Below are 17,586 nucleotides of genomic sequence, written 5' to 3'. Positions count from 1 at the left end.
CGTCACCGGGAGGGTCCTCAGCTGTCGGGCTGCTCGATCACCTGGGCGATGTACAGCGGCTCGCCGAGCTTCTCGATGAGTTCCAGCTGGGTGTCGAGGTAGTCGATGTGGTGCTCCTCGTCGGCGAGGATCGACTCGAAGATGTTCGCGGACGTGATGTCGCCCTTGCCGCGCATCAGCTCGATCCCGCGCTTGAGGCGGTCGATCGCCTCCACCTCGACCTGACGGTCGGCCTGGAACATCTCGGTGACCGTCTGGCCCACCCGGACATGGAACAACCGCTGGTAGTTGGGCAGCCCATCGAGGAAGAGGATGCGGTCCGTGAGGATCTCCGCGTGCTTCATCTCGTCGAACGACTCGGAGCGGGTGTACTTCGCGAGCTTCGTCCAGCCGAAGTTCTCCTGCATCTTGGCGTGCAGGAAGTACTGGTTGATGGCCGTCAATTCGGCGGTCAGCTGCTCGTTCAGGAACTCGATGACCTCGGGGTCGCCCTGCATCGCAGAGGCTCCTTCCAACCGGTGAACTGGGCAAGTTGGCCGCATCCTCGCATCGCGCCCGGAGATCGTCCAGTAAGTGCATGCTTAGTATGAGTTGTCCGGAATCGCCCCTGCCCCGGTCGGGATCATCCGTACCCGTCTGTCACCATGGAGGCATGGGTCAGCCGGAAAGCCGGGAAAACCGCGTGTCAGAGCAGTCCGAGCTTCCGCCGGGACAACGACTCCAACGCGGCTGGCCGGTTACCCACTACGGCCCCGTACCCAAGTTCAAGCCGGACCGCTGGGAATTCCGGGTCTTCGGCGCCACGGCGGACGGCGAGAAGCACTGCTGGAACCACCAGGAGTTCTCGGCGCTGCCGTTCAGCACGATCGTCGCCGACCTGCACTGCGTCACCAAATTCAGCATGCTCGGTGCCGAATGGGGCGGAGTCCTCGCCCGTACGGTCCTGGAGCTCGCCCCGCCCGCACCGGACGTCACGCATGTGATGGTCTGGGCCGAGTACGGATTCAGCTCGAACCTGCGGCTCTCCGACTTCGCCTCGGACCGGACGATTTTCGCCACTCACAAGGACGGCGAACTGCTCACCGCCGAGCACGGCTTCCCGCTCCGGCTCATCGTGCCGCACCGCTATGCCTGGAAGGGGCCCAAGTGGGTCCGCGGCATCGAGTACATGACGGCCGACCGCCGCGGCTTCTGGGAGGAACGCGGCTACCACAACATCGGCGACCCGTGGCGCGAGCAGCGCTACTCGTACCAGGAGGAGCCCGGGGACGGCCCCGAGCTCTGACCCGCGGCCGGTCCGCTCAGCGGCCGGGCCGTCACCGGTCGCGGAGCGCCTTGAGACGGGCCACGTCCGCGGCGTGCCCCTCCTTGCCGCCCGGTGTCTCGATGATCAGCGGCACGCCCGCGGTCGCCGGATGGGAGAACAGCTCACGGAACGGCTCCTCGCCGATGTCCCCCGCGCCGATGTTCGCGTGCCGGTCCTTGTGGGCGCCCGCCGCCTCCTTGGAGTCGTTGGCATGGATCAGTTTCAGCCGGCCCTCGCCCACGGTGTCCACCAGCAGATCCAGGGTCCGCCGCATCCCGGCCGGGCCGGCCAGGTCGTGGCCCGCCGCGTGGATGTGGCAGGTGTCCAGACAGATCCCGAGCCTGGGGTGGGCGTCGAGCGCCTCGAAGTACGGCCCGAAGTCCCACGTCCGGGAGCAGAGCGAGGCCCCCTGTCCGGCGGTGGATTCGAGCAGCAGGTACGGGTCGTCGTCGTGCGTCAGCTCGTCCAGCAGCGGCCGCAGGTGCGTACGCACCTGCGCGAGGGCCTCGGCGCGGGGCCGGCCGCCGGTCGCCGAACCGGTGTGCACCACGACGCCGAGCGCGCCGATGTCGCGGGCACGGCGCAGCGAGTGGCGCAGTGACTGAACCGACCTCTCGACGGTGGCCTCGGTGTGCGAGCCGAAGTTGATCAGGTACGGGGCGTGCACGTACACCGGCAGCGACGCGGCGGCGCACCCGGCACGGAACAGCTCGTCCTGGGCCGGGTTGCCGACCGGCGTCGCCCAGCCGCGCGGGTTGGCGACGAAGACCTGTACGGCCTCGGCCCCCATCTCCCGGGCGTAGGGGAGACCGACCTTGGCGAGGCCACCGGCCACCGGGATGTGGCCGCCGACCGGGTTGCGCATGTGAATGATCTACAGCCCCTTGGTCCTGATGGTGATGGTGCTGCCCTCGGGGGCCTGCTTGCCGCCCCCGACGGACTGACTGGCGATGGTGTCGCTGAACGAGAGGAACGGGCGCTTGACCTCGACCTCGAAGCCCGCGTCCTCCAGCTCGGCCGTGGCGGCGTCGACGTCCTTGCCGGTGACGTCCGGGACGTCGACCATCCGCGGCCCCTTGGAGACGGTGAGCGTGATGGTGTCGCCCTCGCCGGCCCGGGCCCCCTCGGCCGGTGACTGATGCGCGATGTCGCCGGCGACCTCCGGCGAGTTGATCCGGTCGGGCAGCACCTTGAGCTTCAGTCCGGCCTCGTCCAGCGCGGCAGTGGCGTCGGCGACGGAGAGCCCGGTGACGCCGGGGACGTCGACCGGTGCGCCCCTGCTGACGACGAGGGCGACCGCGGAGTCCGGGTGCCGTTCGGTGCCCGCCTCGGGATCGGTCCCGATCACGTCGCCCCGGGGCGTCTCCTCGTCGAAGTCCTTGGTGACCATGCCGGGCACCAGACCCGCCTTCTCCAGCTCGTGCCGGGCGTCGGCGAGGGAGAGGCCGCCGACATCGGGCACCCGCACGATCTCGGGGCCGCGCGAGACGACCAGCCGCACCCCGTCGTTCCTGCGGATGCGGGCGCCGGAGTCGGGGTCGCTGCTGATGACCGTGCCCCGCGTCACGGTGTCGCTGTAGGACCGGTCGACGCCCTTGACGTCCAGACCGGCGTCCGAGAGCCGCTGGCGGGCGTCCTTCTCGGTCTGGCCGAGCAGCGAGGGGACCCGGGTGAACTGTCCGGAGTTGATGTACCAGACACCCGTGCCGATGCCCAGGACCAGCAGCACCGCGACGACCGCGGCCATGACGGAGCGGCGGGGCATGCGCAGGCGTGACGCCCGCGGCCCGGGCCCGGCGGGCTCCTGCGGCGGCGTCTCCAGACGGCTGGTGTGGTGGGCGACGCCCTGGTCGGCCGGGAGCAGGCGCGGGATCACGCTGGTGCGGTCCTCGGTGGCGTCGTGCTCCTCGGCACGCGCCTGCGGGGGAAGGGCGTCGAGCTGGGACTCGGTGAGCTCGGAACGGGCCTCGCGGGCCTCGGCGAGCAGGGCCACCGCGTCGAACGGGCGGACCTCGGGGTTGCGCGCCGTGGCGCTCGCCACCAGCCCGTCCAGAGCGACCGGCAGGTCCGGGACGAGCGCCGACGGGGCCGGGACGTCCTCGTTGAGGTGCTGGTAGATGACCTGGGCCGGAGTGTCCCCCGTGTGCGGCTTGGCACCGGTGAGCATCTCGTACAGCACGACGCCGCAGGCGTACACGTCGGTGCGGGTGTCCGCCGTGCCGTGCTCTATCTGCTCGGGAGCCAGATAGGAGACCGTGCCCAGGACCGACCCGGTGGTGCTGGTGACCGAACCCACCGCCCGGACCAGGCCGAAGTCGGCGACCTTGACCCGGCCGTCGTCCCCTATCAGGACATTCTCCGGCTTCATGTCCCGGTGCACGAAGCCCGCCCGGTGCGCGGCGCCGAGCGCGGCGAGCACCGGCTCCAGGATGTCCAGCGCGGCCCTCGGCTGCAGCGCGCCGCGGTCGCGCAGCACGTCGCGCAGGGTGCAGCCCGCGACGTACTCCATCGCGAGGTAGACGTACTGCCCCTGCGCGCCCTGGTCGAAGACCGCGACCACGTTGGGGTGCGCCAGCCGGGCCACGGACTTGGCCTCGCGTATGAAGCGCTCGACGAACGTGGCGTCGGTGGCGAGTGCCGGGTGCATCACCTTCAGGGCGAGTACCCGGTCGAGCCGGGTGTCCACGGCCCGGTAGACCGTGGCCATGCCGCCCACGGCGATGCGGGCATCGACGCGGTAGCGGCCGTCGAGCAGCTGCCCGACGAGCGGGTCCTGGAGGGTCGTATCCACGGAAGCGAGTCTACGAGCCGTCACGGACACCCCGTACGGCCCGGGCGGCCCCGGCGCCGTACTGCAGCCGAGCCGTGACAGGGACACGTTGTCCGGTCCGCCCCGACGGGCTCAGAACGCCGGGCGCTCCGGGTCCAGCACCGCGCGCCCCTCCACCGGCGACGACGCCTCGGCGAAGTGGCGGCGCGGAATCCGCCCGGCCCGGTACGCCAGCCGCCCTCCCGCCACCGCGTGCCGCATCGCGGCGGCCATCAGCTCCGGCTCCTGGGCCCGGGTCACCGCGGACGCCAGCATCACCGCCGCACATCCCAGCTCCATCGCCAGCGCCGCGTCCGAGGCGGTTCCGGCACCCGCGTCGAGGATCACCGGCACCCGGGCCTGCTCGACGATCAGCTGGAAGTTGTGCGGATTGCGGATGCCCAGACCGGAGCCGATGGGGGAGCCGAGCGGCATCACGGCCGCGCAGCCCACGTCCTGGAGCCTGCGGGCCAGCACCGGATCGTCGTTGGTGTACGGCAGCACGGTGAAGCCGTCGTCCACCAGGATCTCCGCGGCGTCCAGCAGCTCGACCGGGTCCGGCAGCAGGGTCCGCTCGTCGGCCACCACCTCCAGCTTGATCCAGTCGGTGCCGAGGGCCTCGCGGGCCAGCCGGGCCGTCAGCACGGCCTCGCCCGCGGTGAAGCAGCCCGCCGTGTTCGGCAGGACGCGGATGGAGAGCCGCTCCAGGACGGAGAGCACTGAGCCCCGCACGGTCGGGTCCAGGCGGCGCATCGCGACGGTGGTCAGCTCGGTGCCGGAGGCGGCCAGGGACCGTTCCAGCACGTCGAGGCTGGGCGCCCCGCCCGTGCCCATGATCAGCCGGGAGCCGAAGGAGGTGTCGCCGAGGGCGAGGAGGTCGTCGGACACGGCGGGTCAGCCCCCCTGGACGGCGGTCAGGATCTCGACCCGGTCGCCGTCGCGCAGCTCGGCGGCCGGCCACTGCCCACGCGGTACGACCGCCTCGTTGACGGCGGCGGCGACGCCGGAGGACGCGGCGGTCAGGGTCGCGACGAGGGCGGCCAGGGTGGTGCCCGCGGCGAGCCGTCGCGGCTCGCCGTTCACGGCCACGGAGAGCGGCGCGGATTCAGGGGCGGACGGCGTGGGGACGGGCGGCGCGGGGGTGTGGACGGGCTCGGTCATGCGGGCTGCTCCTGACGTGCGGAGTCGGCGGAGGACGGGAAGCGGTGCGGGGTGAAGGGGCGGGCCTCCTCGGGCAGCTCGCCGTCGGCCAGCAGCGCCGCCATGACGTCGCCGGTGACGGGGGTGAGCAGCACCCCGTTGCGGTGGTGGCCGGTGGCGAGGTGGAGACCGGGCAGCGCGGTGGGACCGAGCAACGGGGCGTTGTCGGGGGAGGCGGGGCGCAGACCGGCCCGGGTCTCGGTGAGCGGGAGCTCGGTGATGCCGGGTACCAGCTCGTGGGCGTCCCGCAGCAGCTCGTAGACACCACCGGCGGTGACGGTGGTGTCCCAGCCCATCTCCTCGCTGGTGGCACCGACGACCAGCTCGCCGTTCTCGCGCGGGACGAGGTAGACGTGGCCGCCCCGGACCAGGGCCCGGACCGTCCGGCTGAGGAAGGGCGCGTACGGGGCGGGCACGGTCAGCCGCAGCACCTGCCCCTTCACCGGCCGGACCGGCGGCGCGACCCCGTCCGGCAATCCGGCGAGCAGGCCGCTGAGACTCCCCGCGGCGAGCACCACCTGGTCGGCGGCGAGCCCCGCGCCGTCGGCGAGCGCCACCCCGGCGGCCCGGTCGCGCACCACCGCCAGGCGTTCGGCCCGGGCGCGGTGGAGGACCACTCCGGCCCGCTCGCAGGCGGTCAGCAGCGCGGCGGCCAGCCGGCGTGGATCGATCTGGTGGTCGCCGTCGACCCGCAGCCCGCCGCGGACGCCCGGGGCGAGCATCGGCTCCAGGCGCCGGCACTCACGGCCCGTCAGCCACTGCGAATCCAGCCCCGAGCGCTGTTGCAGGGCGTGCAGTTCCCGCAGATGGGCGCGATCGTCGGAGTCCAGCGCGACGGCCAGCGTGCCGCAGGCCCGGAAACCGGTCTCCCGGCCGCTCGCCGCCTCCAGCTCCGCCACGAAGGCCGGATAGCGGGCGGCCGAGGCGACATTGAGGCCCAGCAACAGCTCTTCGCCGTAGTGGAGTTCGGTGACGGCGGCCAGCATCCCGGCCGCCACCCGGGCGGCCCCGCCGCCCGGCTCGGGATCGACGACCGCGACGCGCAGCCCGCGCTGCGCGGTCCGCCAGGCGGTGACCAGGCCGATGATCCCGCCCCCGACGACCAGGACGTCGTACCCGTCCCCGTGGTGAGAAGAACGCATGGGCGTCCAGCCCCTCCCTTCGCCGGCATGACCCGGATCAGGTTCGTACGGTCGGAGGCCGCCCCAGCCTCCCTCTCAGCCCGTTGCGCCCGGGCTCCCGCGAGTGTCTTGCACCGGCCACCCTAAACCCCGGCCCCCGGACCCCGTACCGGACCCGGCAGGGCGGCGGCCGCGGCCCGTTCGCCCGACGGACCCGTCCCCGCACCGCTCGTCGGAGAACTCCCTCTTTCTTGACGAATCATCAGGTGTCTAAGGTGTGACACGTGAGCGAGCAGCGGAAGTCAGAGCGGACGAATCTGCCGACGGAGCGCCGGGTGGTCGTCGTCGGCGCGGGCATGGCCGGTGTGCAGACGGCCGTCGCCCTGCGGGAACAGGGCTTCACCGGCCCCGTCACCCTGATCGGGGCCGAGCCGCACCAGCCCTACGACAGGCCCCCGCTGTCCAAGGCGGTCCTGCTCGGCAAGGCCGAGCACTCCGCCTTCGACATCGACTTCGAGGCGCTGGACATCGAACTGCGACTGGGCCTCGACGTCACCGGTGTGCGGCCCGCCGCGCACGAACTGGACACGGAGTCCGGCCCCGTCCCCTACGACCTCCTGGTGATCGCCACCGGCGCCGAACCGCTCGTCCTGCCCGGCACCGAGGGCGTGCCCGGCGTCCACCTGCTGCGCACCCTCGACGACGCCGAGCGGCTGCGCCCGGTCCTGGAGGAGGGGCACGACGTCGTGGTCGTCGGCGCGGGCTGGATCGGCGCCGAGTTCGCCACCGCCGCCCGCGCCGCCGGCTGCGCGGTCACGGTCGTGGAGGCCCTCGACCGGCCGCTCGCCGGAGTGGTGCCCGCCGAGGTCGCCGCCCCGATGGCCGCCTGGTACGCCGAGAGCGGCGCCGAACTCCTCACCGGCGCCCGGGTCGACCATGTCGAACCGGGCAGCGTGGTCCTCGCCGACGGCCGCGTGATCCCGGCCGGTGCTGTCGTCGTCGGCATCGGCGCCCGGCCCGCCACCCGCTGGCTCACCGGTTCCGGCATCGAGCTCGGCCCCGACGGGTCGGTGACCGCCGACGCCGCGCTGCGCACCTCGCTGCCCGACGTGTACGCGGTCGGCGACTGCGCCTCGTTCCCCTCCGCCCGCTACGGCGAACGCCTGCTCGTCCACCACTGGGACAACGCCCTCCAGGGCCCGCGCACCGCCGCCGCCCACATCGTCGCTGCGGCGGCCGGGAAGACGGCCGGGGACGGCCCGCTGCCGCCCGCCTACGACCCCGTCCCGTACTTCTGGTCCGAGCAGTTCGACAGGTTCGTGCAGTACGCGGGCCACCACACGCCCGCCGACACCCTGCTGTGGCGCGGTGACCCCGCCACCGCCTCCTGGTCGGTGTGCTGGCTGCGCGACGGCGTCCTGGTCGCGGTCCTCGCCGTCGGCCGCCCCCGGGACCTGGCGCAGGGGCGCAGGCTCATCGAGGCGGGAACGCGGCTCGACCCGGCGCGGGCCGGCGACCCGTCCGTTCCGCTGAAGTCGGCGACCCTGACGGAGTAGCACACGCCTCGTACGGTCGGCCCGGCTACCGACTGTCGGTCCGGGATGGCACGCTTGTCCCCGTGACCGAGATTGACGCAAAAATCGATGCTCTCGTCCCCGCCTGGCTCCACCTTCCCGACATCGCCGAGATGCTCGGCGTCGAGGTGACACGTGTGCGGCAGCTGGTCAAGGAGGGCCAGCTCATCGCCGTACGCCGTGGTGAGAACCGGGCTCTCCAGGTGCCGGCGGCCTTCATCGCCGACGACAAGGTGGTCAAGGGCCTCTCCGGCACCCTGACCCTCCTGCGGGACGACGGCTTCACCGACGAAGAGATGCTGGAGTGGCTCTTCACCCCCGACCCGACCCTGCCCGGCACCCCCGCCCAGGCACTGAGCGAGAATCGTGGCACGGAGGTGAAGCGCCGCGCCCAGGCGCTCGCCGTCTGACGGGCGACCGCGGGTGAGGTGCGGGCCGTGAAACCGGCCCGCACCCGAGCGCCGGTCGGGCGGCCTCCGGGCCGGGCGGTCACGCACGGCCAAGGCCGCCCGACCGGCGCCGCCGCCGCTCCGACCGCCGCTCCACAACGCTCCTCCAGGGGGAACCGCACCATGCCCACGCCTCGCGCGCAGCTGTCCGACGCCCGGCTCTACCTGTGCACGGACGCCCGCAGGCACCAGGGCGACCTTCCCGCGTTCCTCGACGCCGTTCTCGCGGCCGGGGTGGACATCGTCCAGCTGCGCGACAAGGGCATGGAGGCCGCCGAGGAGCTCGAACACCTCGCCGTCCTCGCCGACGCCTGCCGACGCCACGGCAAGCTCCTCGCGGTGAACGACCGGGCGGACGTCGCCCACGCCATCGGCTCCGACGTGCTCCACCTCGGCCAGGGCGACCTGCCGGTCCCCGCCGCCCGCGCCGTCCTCGGCGACGACGTGCTGATCGGCCGCTCCACCCACGCCGCGTCCGAGGTGGACGCCGCCGTCGCGGAGGCCGGAACCGACTACTTCTGCACCGGCCCGTGCTGGCCCACCCCGACCAAGCCCGGCAGGCCCGCACCGGGGCTGGACCTGGTGCGGTACGCCGCCTCCCTCGCCACCCGGCGTCCCTGGTTCGCCATCGGCGGGATCGACGCGGGCAACCTGGACGAGGTGCTGGACGCCGGCGCGCGCCGCGTCGTCGTCGTGCGGGCCATCACCGAGGCCGACGACCCCGCCGCCGCGACGGCCGACCTCGCCGGAAGGATCCGGGCACGCGTCGGAGCGTGATCCGGCCAGATGTCCGAAGTATGGACACGTCATGGACAAACAACAGGTCATTTCGGGCAATTGGTGCTGGTCTGGTCCTATGCTCCCCGCGCTCTGGTTAACCTGCCCGTATGGCCCTTGGGACACCTTCCACCAGGACGGATCACGCGCGCACGGTGCGTGATCTCCTCGCGACCGGCAAGACCTCGTACTCCTTCGAGTTCTGGGCGCCCAAGACCGAGAAGGGCGAACGGAACCTCTGGAACGCGCTGCGCCGCGTCGAGGCGGTGCGGCCGAGCTTCGTCTCCGTGACCTACGGGGCCGGCGGTTCCACCCGGGCCGGGACGGTCAGGGCCACCCAGCAGATCGCCGCCGACTCCACCCTGACCCCGGTCGCGCACCTCACGGCGGTGAACCACTCCGTCGCCGAGCTGCGCAACATGATCGGGCAGTACGCCGATGCCGGGATCCGGAACATCCTCGCCGTGCGCGGCGACCCGCCGGGCGACCCGATGGGCGAATGGGTCGAGCACCCGAGCGGTGTGCGGTACGCGGCGGATCTCGTCCGGCTCATCAAGGAATCCGGGGATTTCTGCGTCGGCGTCGCGGCATTTCCCGAGATGCACCCGCGTTCGGCCGACTGGGACGCCGACATCCGGCATTTCGTGGACAAGTGCCGTGCCGGTGCCGACTACGCCATCACGCAGATGTTCTTCGATCCGGACGACTACGTCCGGATGCGTGACCGGGTGGTCGCGGCCGGTTGCGATACCCCGATCATTCCCGAGGTCATGCCGCTGACCAGCGTCAAACAACTCGAACGGTTCGCGCAACTCAGCAATGCCTCTTTCCCGTCCTCCCTGAGGGAACGCATCCTCGCCGCCAAGGACGATCCCGCCGCTGTACGCTCCATTGGCATCGACTTCGCCACGCGGTTCTGCGCGAGGCTGCTGTCCGAGGGTGTGCCCGGGCTGCACTTCATCACGCTCAACAACTCGACGGCGACGCTCGAAATCTACGAGAATCTCGGACTGCACAAGCAGTCGTGACCGGCCGTACCCGCCGCGACCCGGGCGGTGGCCGTAGGAGGGGGCGGACATGGGCTGGACGGTCCTCTACACCGCGTTCGGAATCGTCGCGCTGTGGCTGCTCGGCGAGGTGCTCCTGCAGTACAAGGCGCGCCTGCGCTGGCGCCTGCTGGCCTTCGCCGGGTTCCTCTGCGTGGTCGTCGGCGTGCTGATGTCGTCAAGGTTCGTGATCGCCTTCGGCGCCATCGCCTTCGCCACCGGCCAGACGTATGTGACGCTGTCCTTCCGGCGCGGCTTCTCCACCGGCTGGGCCATAGGGGGCAGCCCGGGCGCGAGTCGTCGTCGCCGTGGCGGCAGCGGTCGCGACGGCCGCAGGAAGGAACCGGCGCTCCAGGTCTCGGAGCTGGAGACGGAAGACCACGGGCAGGGCCCCGAGCAGGCGGCGGCGAAGCCGTCGGCGGCCCCGGTCCACGAGCCGCAACCGCTTCCCGACGACACCGGCCAGTACGGCGTGTACTCCGGCCACCGGAGGGCTGCCGAGGGCGGCGAGGGCCCGCACGGGCAGCCACAGCCCCAGTACGCCGCGTACGACGCCCGCACCGACCCCGCCGGCTACCCGGCGGACGCCCACACCGCGCCTGCCGGCCACCCGGCGCAGGGTCACGACCCGTACGGCGGCCACGACGCGTTCTCCACCGCCCCGCAGGGCTTCCCGGACGGTTCCCAGGGCGGCCAGAACTCCTTCGCGGGCCCGTACGACTACGGCACCGACGGGCAGCAGTACGCCGCGTACTCCGACCCCTACGTCGGGACCGGCACCGGCGGCGGTGCCTCGTACGACAACGGCTACAGCAGCGGCAACGGTTACGACGCCTTCGGCGGCCAGCAGTACGCCGCCGAGCCGTATGCCCAGCAGCAGTACAACGAGACCCCGCCCGGCGGTGTCTGGGTTCCGCAGCAGCGCGAGGGGGAGCAGTACCCGCCCGCGCCCCCGGAGCAGTCCGCACGGCCCGCCCCGTTCCCGAACGCCTACAACAACGGCAGCGGCTACGACGAACAGCCGTACCGCTGACCGACGGCGGTCCGACCGCCGGCGACCGGTCCGGCGGGCGGGGCCGCGGTCCGCGGAGGGCCCGGTGCGAGGCGCCGCCGACGGCCGGTCCGGCACGGGGCGCCGGAGATCACCGGGAGCCCCGGAACGTGTCCCCCTCCACGATCAGACCCGCCACCAGCGCCCCCGACATCCCCGCGTGGGCGAGTCCGCCCCCCGGATGCGACCAGCCGCCCACGGAGTGGAGCCCCGGTATCCGGGTGCGGTTGCCCGGATGCAGATACGCCCCGCCCGCCCCGGCGAGCGCGGGCGCGGGCACCGAACCGCCCTCGGCACCGGTGTCGGCCTCCGTCTCGGCCGGGGTCCGCGCCTCGACGTGGAGCAATCGCTCCCGGATGCCGGGCACGACCGCCGCCGCCGCGTCGATCAGGGCGTCGGCGAAGCGCGCGCGCCGGGCCGCGTCCGTCCAGTCGACAGCTCCGTGCGGGGCGACCGTCGCCGTCAGCGTCACCGCCTCGTGCGCGTCGTCGGGGCGGGTCGACGGGTCGTCCGGACGCAGCACCGTCACCGTGGGGTGCTCGGCGATCCTCCCGGAGAACACCGCCTCCTGCTCCGCCGCACCGTCCGCCGGGTGCACCACGGTCCGGTGCGCGGCATCCGCGGACCGGGCGCCGCGCAGCGCCAGCATGACCACGAACCGGCCCGGCACCACCGCCTGCCCCCGCTCCTGCCCGGGCCTCGGCTGGACCGTCACCTCGCCGTCCCGCCACAGCTCCTGACCGGGCATCAGACCGGGCCGCGGCCGGGCCCCCAGCACCACGTGATCGGCCTCGGCGACCGTTCCGTCCGCAAGTTCGACACCCGCGGCCCGGCCGTCCTTCTCGACCACCCGGGCCACCTCGCACCCGAGCGCGAACTCCACCCTCCGGGCCAGGCAGCGTTCGTGCACGGCCTGAGCCAGGGCCCGGATCCCGCCGGAGACGTACCAGCTGCCGAAGGTCTCCTCCATGTACGGCAGCAGTGCCGCCGCCGCCGGTGCCCGCCGCGGGTCGAGCCCGTACGACATGGCGTACCCGTCGAGCAGCGCGGCCAGCCGGGGGTCCGGCAGTTCCCACGCGCCGATCTCCGCCACCGTGCCCGCCTCCCGGGCCGCACGCAGCAGCCGGCGCCGCCGGAGCGCGGGATACGGATCGCGGCCGAGCACCTGCCAGTCGGAGCGCAGCGGCTCCTCCAGGAGCGGACGTCTCGACCGGTCCCAGGCGTCCCGCGCCCGGTCGAGGAACTCGCCCCAGACCACACCCGCGCCGCCCCCCAGCGCGGCGTCCAGGGAGGCGACCACCCCGGCCCGCGAGGCGTTCGGCAACGCGAGGGCGGTGCCGTCCGCGAAGACATGGCGGCTCGCCGGGTCGACCTGGGTCAGCGTGACGCACCGCTCCAGCGGCTCCTTGCCCGTCTTCACGAACAGGTCGCGGTAGACCGCGGGCAAATGCAGCAGCGCGGGGCCGGTGTCGAAGGCGAAACCCTCGTGGGCGTAGCGGCCCACCGAGCCGCCGAAGGTCCCGGACCGCTCGTACACCGTCACCCGGTGGCCTGCCACGGCGAGCCGGGCGGCCGCCGCCATCGCGCCCATCCCTGCGCCGATCACCGCAATACGTGCCATGTCAGTGACCTTAACGGCCGCCTGTGACAACCGGCCCGGGCGGTCGGGGCGAAGCGGCGGGCGGCGGGCCCGGGGTCACGACGCGGCGGCCCGGGCGAGGCGTCTCTCCTCGCGGCGCCGGGCCCTGCGGCGCAGGTAGCGGCGGATGCGGGAGACGAGCAGGAGCACGATCACGACGCCGGCCAGCAGCACCGTCCCGGCGACGACCGCCGCGATCACCGGGTGGAATATGGCGAACGTGATGATTCCGGCGACGCCCAGGTCCTCGGCGACGCTCACCACGATGTTGCTGAACGGTTCGGGAGAGGTGTTGACCGCCATCCTGGTGCCCGCCTTCACCAGGTGGCTGACCAGCGCGGTGGAGCCGCCGATGGCGCCGGCCGCGACCTGGGGCAGCGAACCGTCGTCGCCGGCCAGCAGGGCCGCCACGACCGCGCCGGCGACCGGCCTGACCACGGTGTGCACCGAATCCCACACCGTGTCCACGTACGGGATCTTGTCCGCCACCACCTCGCACAGGAACAGTACGGCCGCCACGACGAGGACGTCGGTGCGCTGCAGTGACGCCGGCACGTCGTCGGAGAGACCGGTCGCGCCGAATATGCCGAGCAGCAGGACCACCGCGTAGGCGTTGATCCCGCTCGCCCAGCCGCTCGTGAACACCAGGGGGAGTACGGACACGGACGCGATCGTAACGAGCCGGGCCGCGGTCCGGGGAGGGGGCCGTGCGCGGCCCTGAGTATCCGTACCTAGGCAGTGAGATGAGTAGGTACGCGGATGGGTTCCCACCCGTGCGGACGGGAGAGTGGGACGCACGGACAGGGGCACGGCCCCCGGCACCGCCGACACGGGGCGGCGGAACGGGCGCGGCATCCCTGTCCGGAACGGGGGAGTACGACGGAGAGCCCGGGGACCACGGGGGAGAACGCGGTCACGGGGGACGGCTCTCCGGCAGCTGTTCGGACGCCGGTACGGTGCGGGCTCGGGGGGATCGAGCCTCGCCGGACCGGCGTCCGGCTTGCGTCACCCGGCAGGTCTCAACGTCCGCTGACCCGCCCGTGCAGCAGCAGCGACAGCGCGGAGTGCACGTCGTCGATGGACCGCTCCGGCTGGAACGCCTGCCAGTCCAGGGCCGCCACCAGCACCATGCCGACCAGCGCGGCGGCCGTGAGCTGGATGTCGATCTCCTCGCTGAGCTCGCCGCGCTCCACCCCCTCGCGCAGCACGTCCTCGACGACGGCGACCGCTTCCTGACGCACCACCAGCAGGGTCGACTGCCAGGCCCGGTTGGTGCGCCACAGCTCCGCGACGTACAGCTGGGTGAAGGCCGGGTAACGGTCGATGAAGACCAGACCCGCCCTGATCATCGCGTCCAGGGCCTCGACCCGGGTGCCGTCGCGCTCCTCGGTCTCCTCGGCCGCGGAGCGCAGCGACGCCGTGAGCAGCCCGACACCGTGCCGCAGGAGCTCCTCGAAGAGCTCGGTCTTGCTCTTGAAGTTGTAGTAGACCGTGCCCTTGGCGACCCCGGCGCGCTCGGCGATCTCGTCCACCGTGGTCGCCGAGAAGCCCTTCTCGGCGATGAGGGTCACGGCTGCCTCGTAGAGCTTCTGCCGGGTGGCCTGGCGGCGCGTGCCGCTACTGCTTTCCATGGCCTTGATTCTCACAGGTCCCACCGCGCTCACAGACTCAGATCCGGGTGCAGCCGGTTCAGGGTCCACACCTGCTTGCGGCGTGCGGCGACGGCGGTCAGGGCGAGCGCGCCCACCGTGAAGGCCAGCAGCACCGCACAGCCGTGCCAGACCGGGCCGAGGTCGCCGCCCGTGATCAGCCGGCGCAGGCCGTCGACGATGTAGCTCATCGGCAGGTACGGGTGGATCGCGTTGAAGAACCCGGGGCTGGTCTGGACGGGGTAGGTGCCCCCGGCCGAGGTCAGCTGGAGCATCAGCACGGCCAGCACGAGGATGCGTCCCGCGGCTCCGAACCGGGCGTTGAGCCACTGCACGATCGCTGCGAAGCAGCAGGTCACCAGCGCGAGGAAGCCGATCGTCCCGGCGGCCCGGGTCATCTGCAGCCCGAGTCCCCAGTGCAGTACGGCCATCAGGGCAGCCACCTGGAGCAGTCCGATCGCGGCCACCGGCAGCCAGCCCGCGAAGGCGATCCGCAGGGCGGATGCCCCGGCGGCGAGTGCCCGTCGGTTGAGCGGCTGGATCAGCATGTACGCCACCATCGCGCCGACCCAGAGGGAGAGCGGAATGAAATAGGGGGCGAAGCCGGTGCCGTAGTTGGGGGCGGCGTGCAGCGATGTGGAGGCGAGCTGGACGGGGTCGGCCATGACCTCGGTGCGCGCGTCGCGGTCCTTCTTGTCGTAGTCGGGGATCTTGCCGACGCCGTCGTTGAGTCCCTGGGCGAGGCTCGTCGAACCGTCGCCGAGCCTGATCAGGCCGCTGTCCAGGTTGACGGCGCCCTTCCTGAGATTGCTGACTCCGGTGTCCAGGTCGGCGGAGCCGGTCCTGGCCGTGGTCAGACCGGTGTGCAGCTCGTTCGCGCCCTTGGCGACCTTGTGGGCGCCGGTGTTGAGCGCGTTGACCTTGGCCACGGCGGACTTCAGGTCCTTGTCGAGGCGCGGGGCGCTGCCGGCCAGGTCGTCGGCCTGCCGCTGCAACGTGGTCAGCTGGGAGCGCAGCTTCTTCAGGTCGCCGTGCTGATTCGTGACCAGCGCGTTCACGTCGTCGGCGACCTTCGCGACATCGGCCGCCGCGGTCCTGGCGCGGCCGAGCGGCGGGCAGACGGTGGGGTCGGCGGGCGACTGCTCGGTGCACGTGGTGCGGTAGACCTCGGCAAGGTCGTCGGACGCGGTGGCGGCGGCGGTGGCCGCGGTGGGCGCCGACTTCACCAGGAGATCGAGGTTGTCCCGCACGGTCTGTGCGGAGTCGGAGACCAGCCGGGCGGTGTCACCGATCGACTTGCCGTTGTCCTTGAGGAACGGACGCAGGTCGGTCGCCACCCCGTTGACCTTGTCGGCCAGCGCCTGGGTGCCGTCCGCGACCTGCCGGGAGCCGGATTCGAGGTCGCCCGCGCCCTTGTTCAGCCGGACGATCCCGTCGGCGAGGTCGCTGCTGCCGTTCTTGGCGTTCTTCAGCCCGTCGGCGAGGTCCTGCGATCCCTTCTTCGCCTTGCCGATGCCGCCCTTGAGGTCGTCGGCGCCCTTGGCGGCCTTCGCCGTCGCGTCGTGCAGGTCGGAGAAGCTGATGAAGATCCGGTCGAGGAAACCGCGCGACGCGTTGGTCGACGCGGCCGTGCGCACCTCGGAGAACACCGACCGGGAGATCTGTCCGACGATGTAGTTGTTGGCGTCGTTGGTCCGCACCTGGAGCGCGCCGGTCTCGGGGGAGTCGCCCGAACTCGACGCGATCCGCTCGCTGAAGTCCGACGGCATCGTGAGGGAGAGGTAGTACGTGCCGTTCTCCACGCCCCGGTGGGCCTCGGCGGAACCGACCTCGTGCCACTCGAAGGTCCTGGAGTCGAGGAGCTTGCCGGTGATCTCGTCGCCGGCGGTGATCCGCTCGCCGTCGACGGTCGCGCCCCTGTCGTCGTTGACCAGGGCGACCGGGATCTTGTCGAGGCGGCCGTACGGGTCCCAGAAGGAGCACAGGTACAGGGCGCCGTAGAGCAGCGGCAGCAGCAGGAGCGCGATCAGCGCGGCGACCGGCAGCTTCCCCCTGCCGAAACGCTTCAGCTCAAGCGCGGCGAGTTTCGGCAGACGCATCGGCCGGTTCCTCCTCGGTCGTGGTCTGCTCGGCCGCGGTGTTCCGCGCGTCCGCCGGTGCGACCGTGGTGTCGGTACGTACGGTGACGGCGCCCTCGGGCGCCTGGCTGCACACGGCGAGCACGGTGGTGCCGCTGTCGGCGAGGGAGCGCAGCAGTTCCCAGGCCCGGGCGCGTTCGGTGTCGGAGAGCTTCAGGTCGGTGTCGTCCACCGCGAGCAGCCGGGGCCGGCCGATCAGCGCGAGGGCGAGGGACAGCCGCAGCGCCTCCAGCCGTTCGAGGTCCCGCACGGAGGTCCGCTCGCCCTTGGGCAGGGCGTTGGTGTCGAGGCCGGCGGCGTCCAGCGCCGCGTCGATCCGTCCCCGGGCGGCGGCGACGCGTTCGGCGCGCGGACGCAGCAGGGCGCGGAACGATCCGTCGAAGCGACGCTGCAGCAGGGCGCGTTCGCGCAGGTGCTCGGCGACGGTGAAGGCCGGGTCGAGCTCGTTGACCCCGGCCACCTGGCCCAGTGCGCTGAGGCGGCGGACGGCGGCCATCTTGCGCGGCAGGCGCAGTCCGCCGATCTCCGCGCGGCCCTCGGTGGGGCGCATCCGGCCGGTGAGCGCGAGCAGCAGGCAGGTGCGACCGGAGCCGGACGGGCCCTCGATCGCCACCAGAGACCCGGGCGCGGCCTCGATGTCCACGTTCCGGAAGGCCCAGCCGCGCGGCCCCTTGAGGCCGAGGCCCTCGGCTGCGACGGCTGTCCCGTGCGGGCTGTCCACGGAATCCCCCTTGTTTTGAACTGACCAGTCAGTGCAAAAAGATTAGCCCGAACTCGGGATCGAGGCAAAAGCGCAGGTGGGGGGCTGGGCCGCGGGGATTGTCAGT

The 17,586-nt window shown here is 72.4% G+C and carries 17 protein-coding genes and 1 riboswitch; of the genes, 6 read left to right on the top strand and 11 right to left on the bottom strand.

All coding sequences use genetic code 11. From position 1 onward, the window contains the following. Window positions 1-17: 17 nt before the first annotated feature. Window positions 18-497: a bacterioferritin gene (gene bfr, locus ACF1CT_RS15945; RefSeq protein ID WP_391784411.1), complete on the bottom strand. Its 480-nt coding sequence runs from the start codon at window positions 495-497 to the stop codon at window positions 18-20. A gap of 155 nt (window positions 498-652) precedes the next feature. On the opposite strand from bfr, the gene ACF1CT_RS15940 reads away from it, so the two are divergent. Then, window positions 653-1,285 (top strand): sulfite oxidase-like oxidoreductase, encoded by a 633-nt coding sequence (locus ACF1CT_RS15940; protein ID WP_391784410.1) that lies wholly within the window; start codon window positions 653-655, stop codon window positions 1,283-1,285. A gap of 31 nt (window positions 1,286-1,316) precedes the next feature. On the opposite strand, the gene ACF1CT_RS15935 is transcribed toward ACF1CT_RS15940, so the two are convergent. The 5 genes from ACF1CT_RS15935 to thiO all read right to left on the bottom strand — a co-directional run bounded on the left by ACF1CT_RS15935 (window position 1,317) and on the right by thiO (window position 6,457). After that, on the bottom strand, window positions 1,317-2,171 hold the full coding sequence (locus ACF1CT_RS15935) for a deoxyribonuclease IV (RefSeq protein ID WP_391784409.1): 855 nt from the start codon (window positions 2,169-2,171) through the stop codon (window positions 1,317-1,319). Window positions 2,172-2,180: 9 nt separating this feature from the next. After that, on the bottom strand, window positions 2,181-4,097 hold the full coding sequence (gene pknB, locus ACF1CT_RS15930) for a Stk1 family PASTA domain-containing Ser/Thr kinase (RefSeq protein ID WP_391784408.1): 1,917 nt from the start codon (window positions 4,095-4,097) through the stop codon (window positions 2,181-2,183). Window positions 4,098-4,208: 111 nt separating this feature from the next. Continuing rightward, window positions 4,209-5,003, bottom strand: coding sequence for a thiazole synthase (locus ACF1CT_RS15925; protein WP_391784407.1), 795 nt, complete (start codon window positions 5,001-5,003; stop codon window positions 4,209-4,211). Window positions 5,004-5,009: 6 nt separating this feature from the next. Continuing rightward, window positions 5,010-5,276 (bottom strand): sulfur carrier protein ThiS, encoded by a 267-nt coding sequence (gene thiS, locus ACF1CT_RS15920; protein ID WP_391784406.1) that lies wholly within the window; start codon window positions 5,274-5,276, stop codon window positions 5,010-5,012. Continuing rightward, window positions 5,273-6,457 (bottom strand): glycine oxidase ThiO, encoded by a 1,185-nt coding sequence (thiO, locus tag ACF1CT_RS15915; protein ID WP_391784405.1) that lies wholly within the window; start codon window positions 6,455-6,457, stop codon window positions 5,273-5,275. Before thiO ends, thiS begins: the two co-directional genes overlap by 4 nt. Next, window positions 6,455-6,568: riboswitch (TPP riboswitch) on the bottom strand. Its footprint overlaps the gene before it by 3 nt. 152 nt (window positions 6,569-6,720) lie before the next feature. On the opposite strand from thiO, the gene ACF1CT_RS15910 reads away from it, so the two are divergent. From ACF1CT_RS15910 to ACF1CT_RS15890, 5 genes are all read left to right on the top strand, one after another. Continuing rightward, the gene (locus tag ACF1CT_RS15910) at window positions 6,721-7,992 is read left to right on the top strand and encodes an NAD(P)/FAD-dependent oxidoreductase (protein WP_391784404.1); all 1,272 of its coding nucleotides are present in this window, start codon (window positions 6,721-6,723) and stop codon (window positions 7,990-7,992) included. Between the two features lie 62 nt (window positions 7,993-8,054). After that, window positions 8,055-8,420: an Rv2175c family DNA-binding protein gene (locus ACF1CT_RS15905; protein ID WP_391784403.1), complete on the top strand. Its 366-nt coding sequence runs from the start codon at window positions 8,055-8,057 to the stop codon at window positions 8,418-8,420. 162 nt (window positions 8,421-8,582) lie between these two features. Further along, a complete protein-coding gene (gene thiE, locus ACF1CT_RS15900; protein WP_391784402.1) occupies window positions 8,583-9,236 on the top strand; it encodes a thiamine phosphate synthase in 654 nt (217 codons plus the stop codon). 110 nt (window positions 9,237-9,346) lie between these two features. After that, window positions 9,347-10,264: a methylenetetrahydrofolate reductase [NAD(P)H] gene (metF, locus tag ACF1CT_RS15895; RefSeq protein WP_391784401.1), complete on the top strand. Its 918-nt coding sequence runs from the start codon at window positions 9,347-9,349 to the stop codon at window positions 10,262-10,264. A 49-nt stretch (window positions 10,265-10,313) separates the two neighbouring features. Continuing rightward, window positions 10,314-11,315: a hypothetical protein gene (locus ACF1CT_RS15890; protein ID WP_391784400.1), complete on the top strand. Its 1,002-nt coding sequence runs from the start codon at window positions 10,314-10,316 to the stop codon at window positions 11,313-11,315. Between the two features lie 109 nt (window positions 11,316-11,424). On the opposite strand, the gene ACF1CT_RS15885 is transcribed toward ACF1CT_RS15890, so the two are convergent. The 5 genes from ACF1CT_RS15885 to ACF1CT_RS15865 all read right to left on the bottom strand — a co-directional run bounded on the left by ACF1CT_RS15885 (window position 11,425) and on the right by ACF1CT_RS15865 (window position 17,480). Next, on the bottom strand, window positions 11,425-12,954 hold the full coding sequence (locus ACF1CT_RS15885) for a phytoene desaturase family protein (protein WP_391784399.1): 1,530 nt from the start codon (window positions 12,952-12,954) through the stop codon (window positions 11,425-11,427). 75 nt (window positions 12,955-13,029) lie between these two features. Further along, entirely contained in the window at window positions 13,030-13,635 is a 606-nt protein-coding gene (locus tag ACF1CT_RS15880) for a DUF4126 domain-containing protein (protein ID WP_391784398.1), read from the bottom strand. 356 nt (window positions 13,636-13,991) lie between these two features. Beyond that, window positions 13,992-14,603 carry a TetR/AcrR family transcriptional regulator gene (locus ACF1CT_RS15875; protein WP_391784397.1) on the bottom strand — a complete coding sequence of 204 codons (612 nt, stop codon included), beginning with the start codon at window positions 14,601-14,603 and terminating at the stop codon, window positions 13,992-13,994. 29 nt (window positions 14,604-14,632) lie between these two features. Beyond that, on the bottom strand, window positions 14,633-16,720 hold the full coding sequence (locus ACF1CT_RS15870; RefSeq protein WP_391784396.1) for a YhgE/Pip family protein: 2,088 nt from the start codon (window positions 16,718-16,720) through the stop codon (window positions 14,633-14,635). Further along, on the bottom strand, window positions 16,692-17,480 hold the full coding sequence (locus tag ACF1CT_RS15865; RefSeq protein ID WP_391784395.1) for an ATP-binding cassette domain-containing protein: 789 nt from the start codon (window positions 17,478-17,480) through the stop codon (window positions 16,692-16,694). The genes ACF1CT_RS15870 and ACF1CT_RS15865 overlap by 29 nt, the downstream gene beginning before the upstream one ends. Between the last annotated feature and the right edge of the window lie 106 nt (window positions 17,481-17,586).

This window comes from Streptomyces sp. NPDC014734, from assembly GCF_043083325.1.
Lineage (GTDB): Bacteria > Actinomycetota > Actinomycetes > Streptomycetales > Streptomycetaceae > Streptomyces.
The sequence above is the reverse complement of the archived record's forward strand: the minus strand, read 5'-3'. Positions and strand labels throughout refer to the sequence as shown.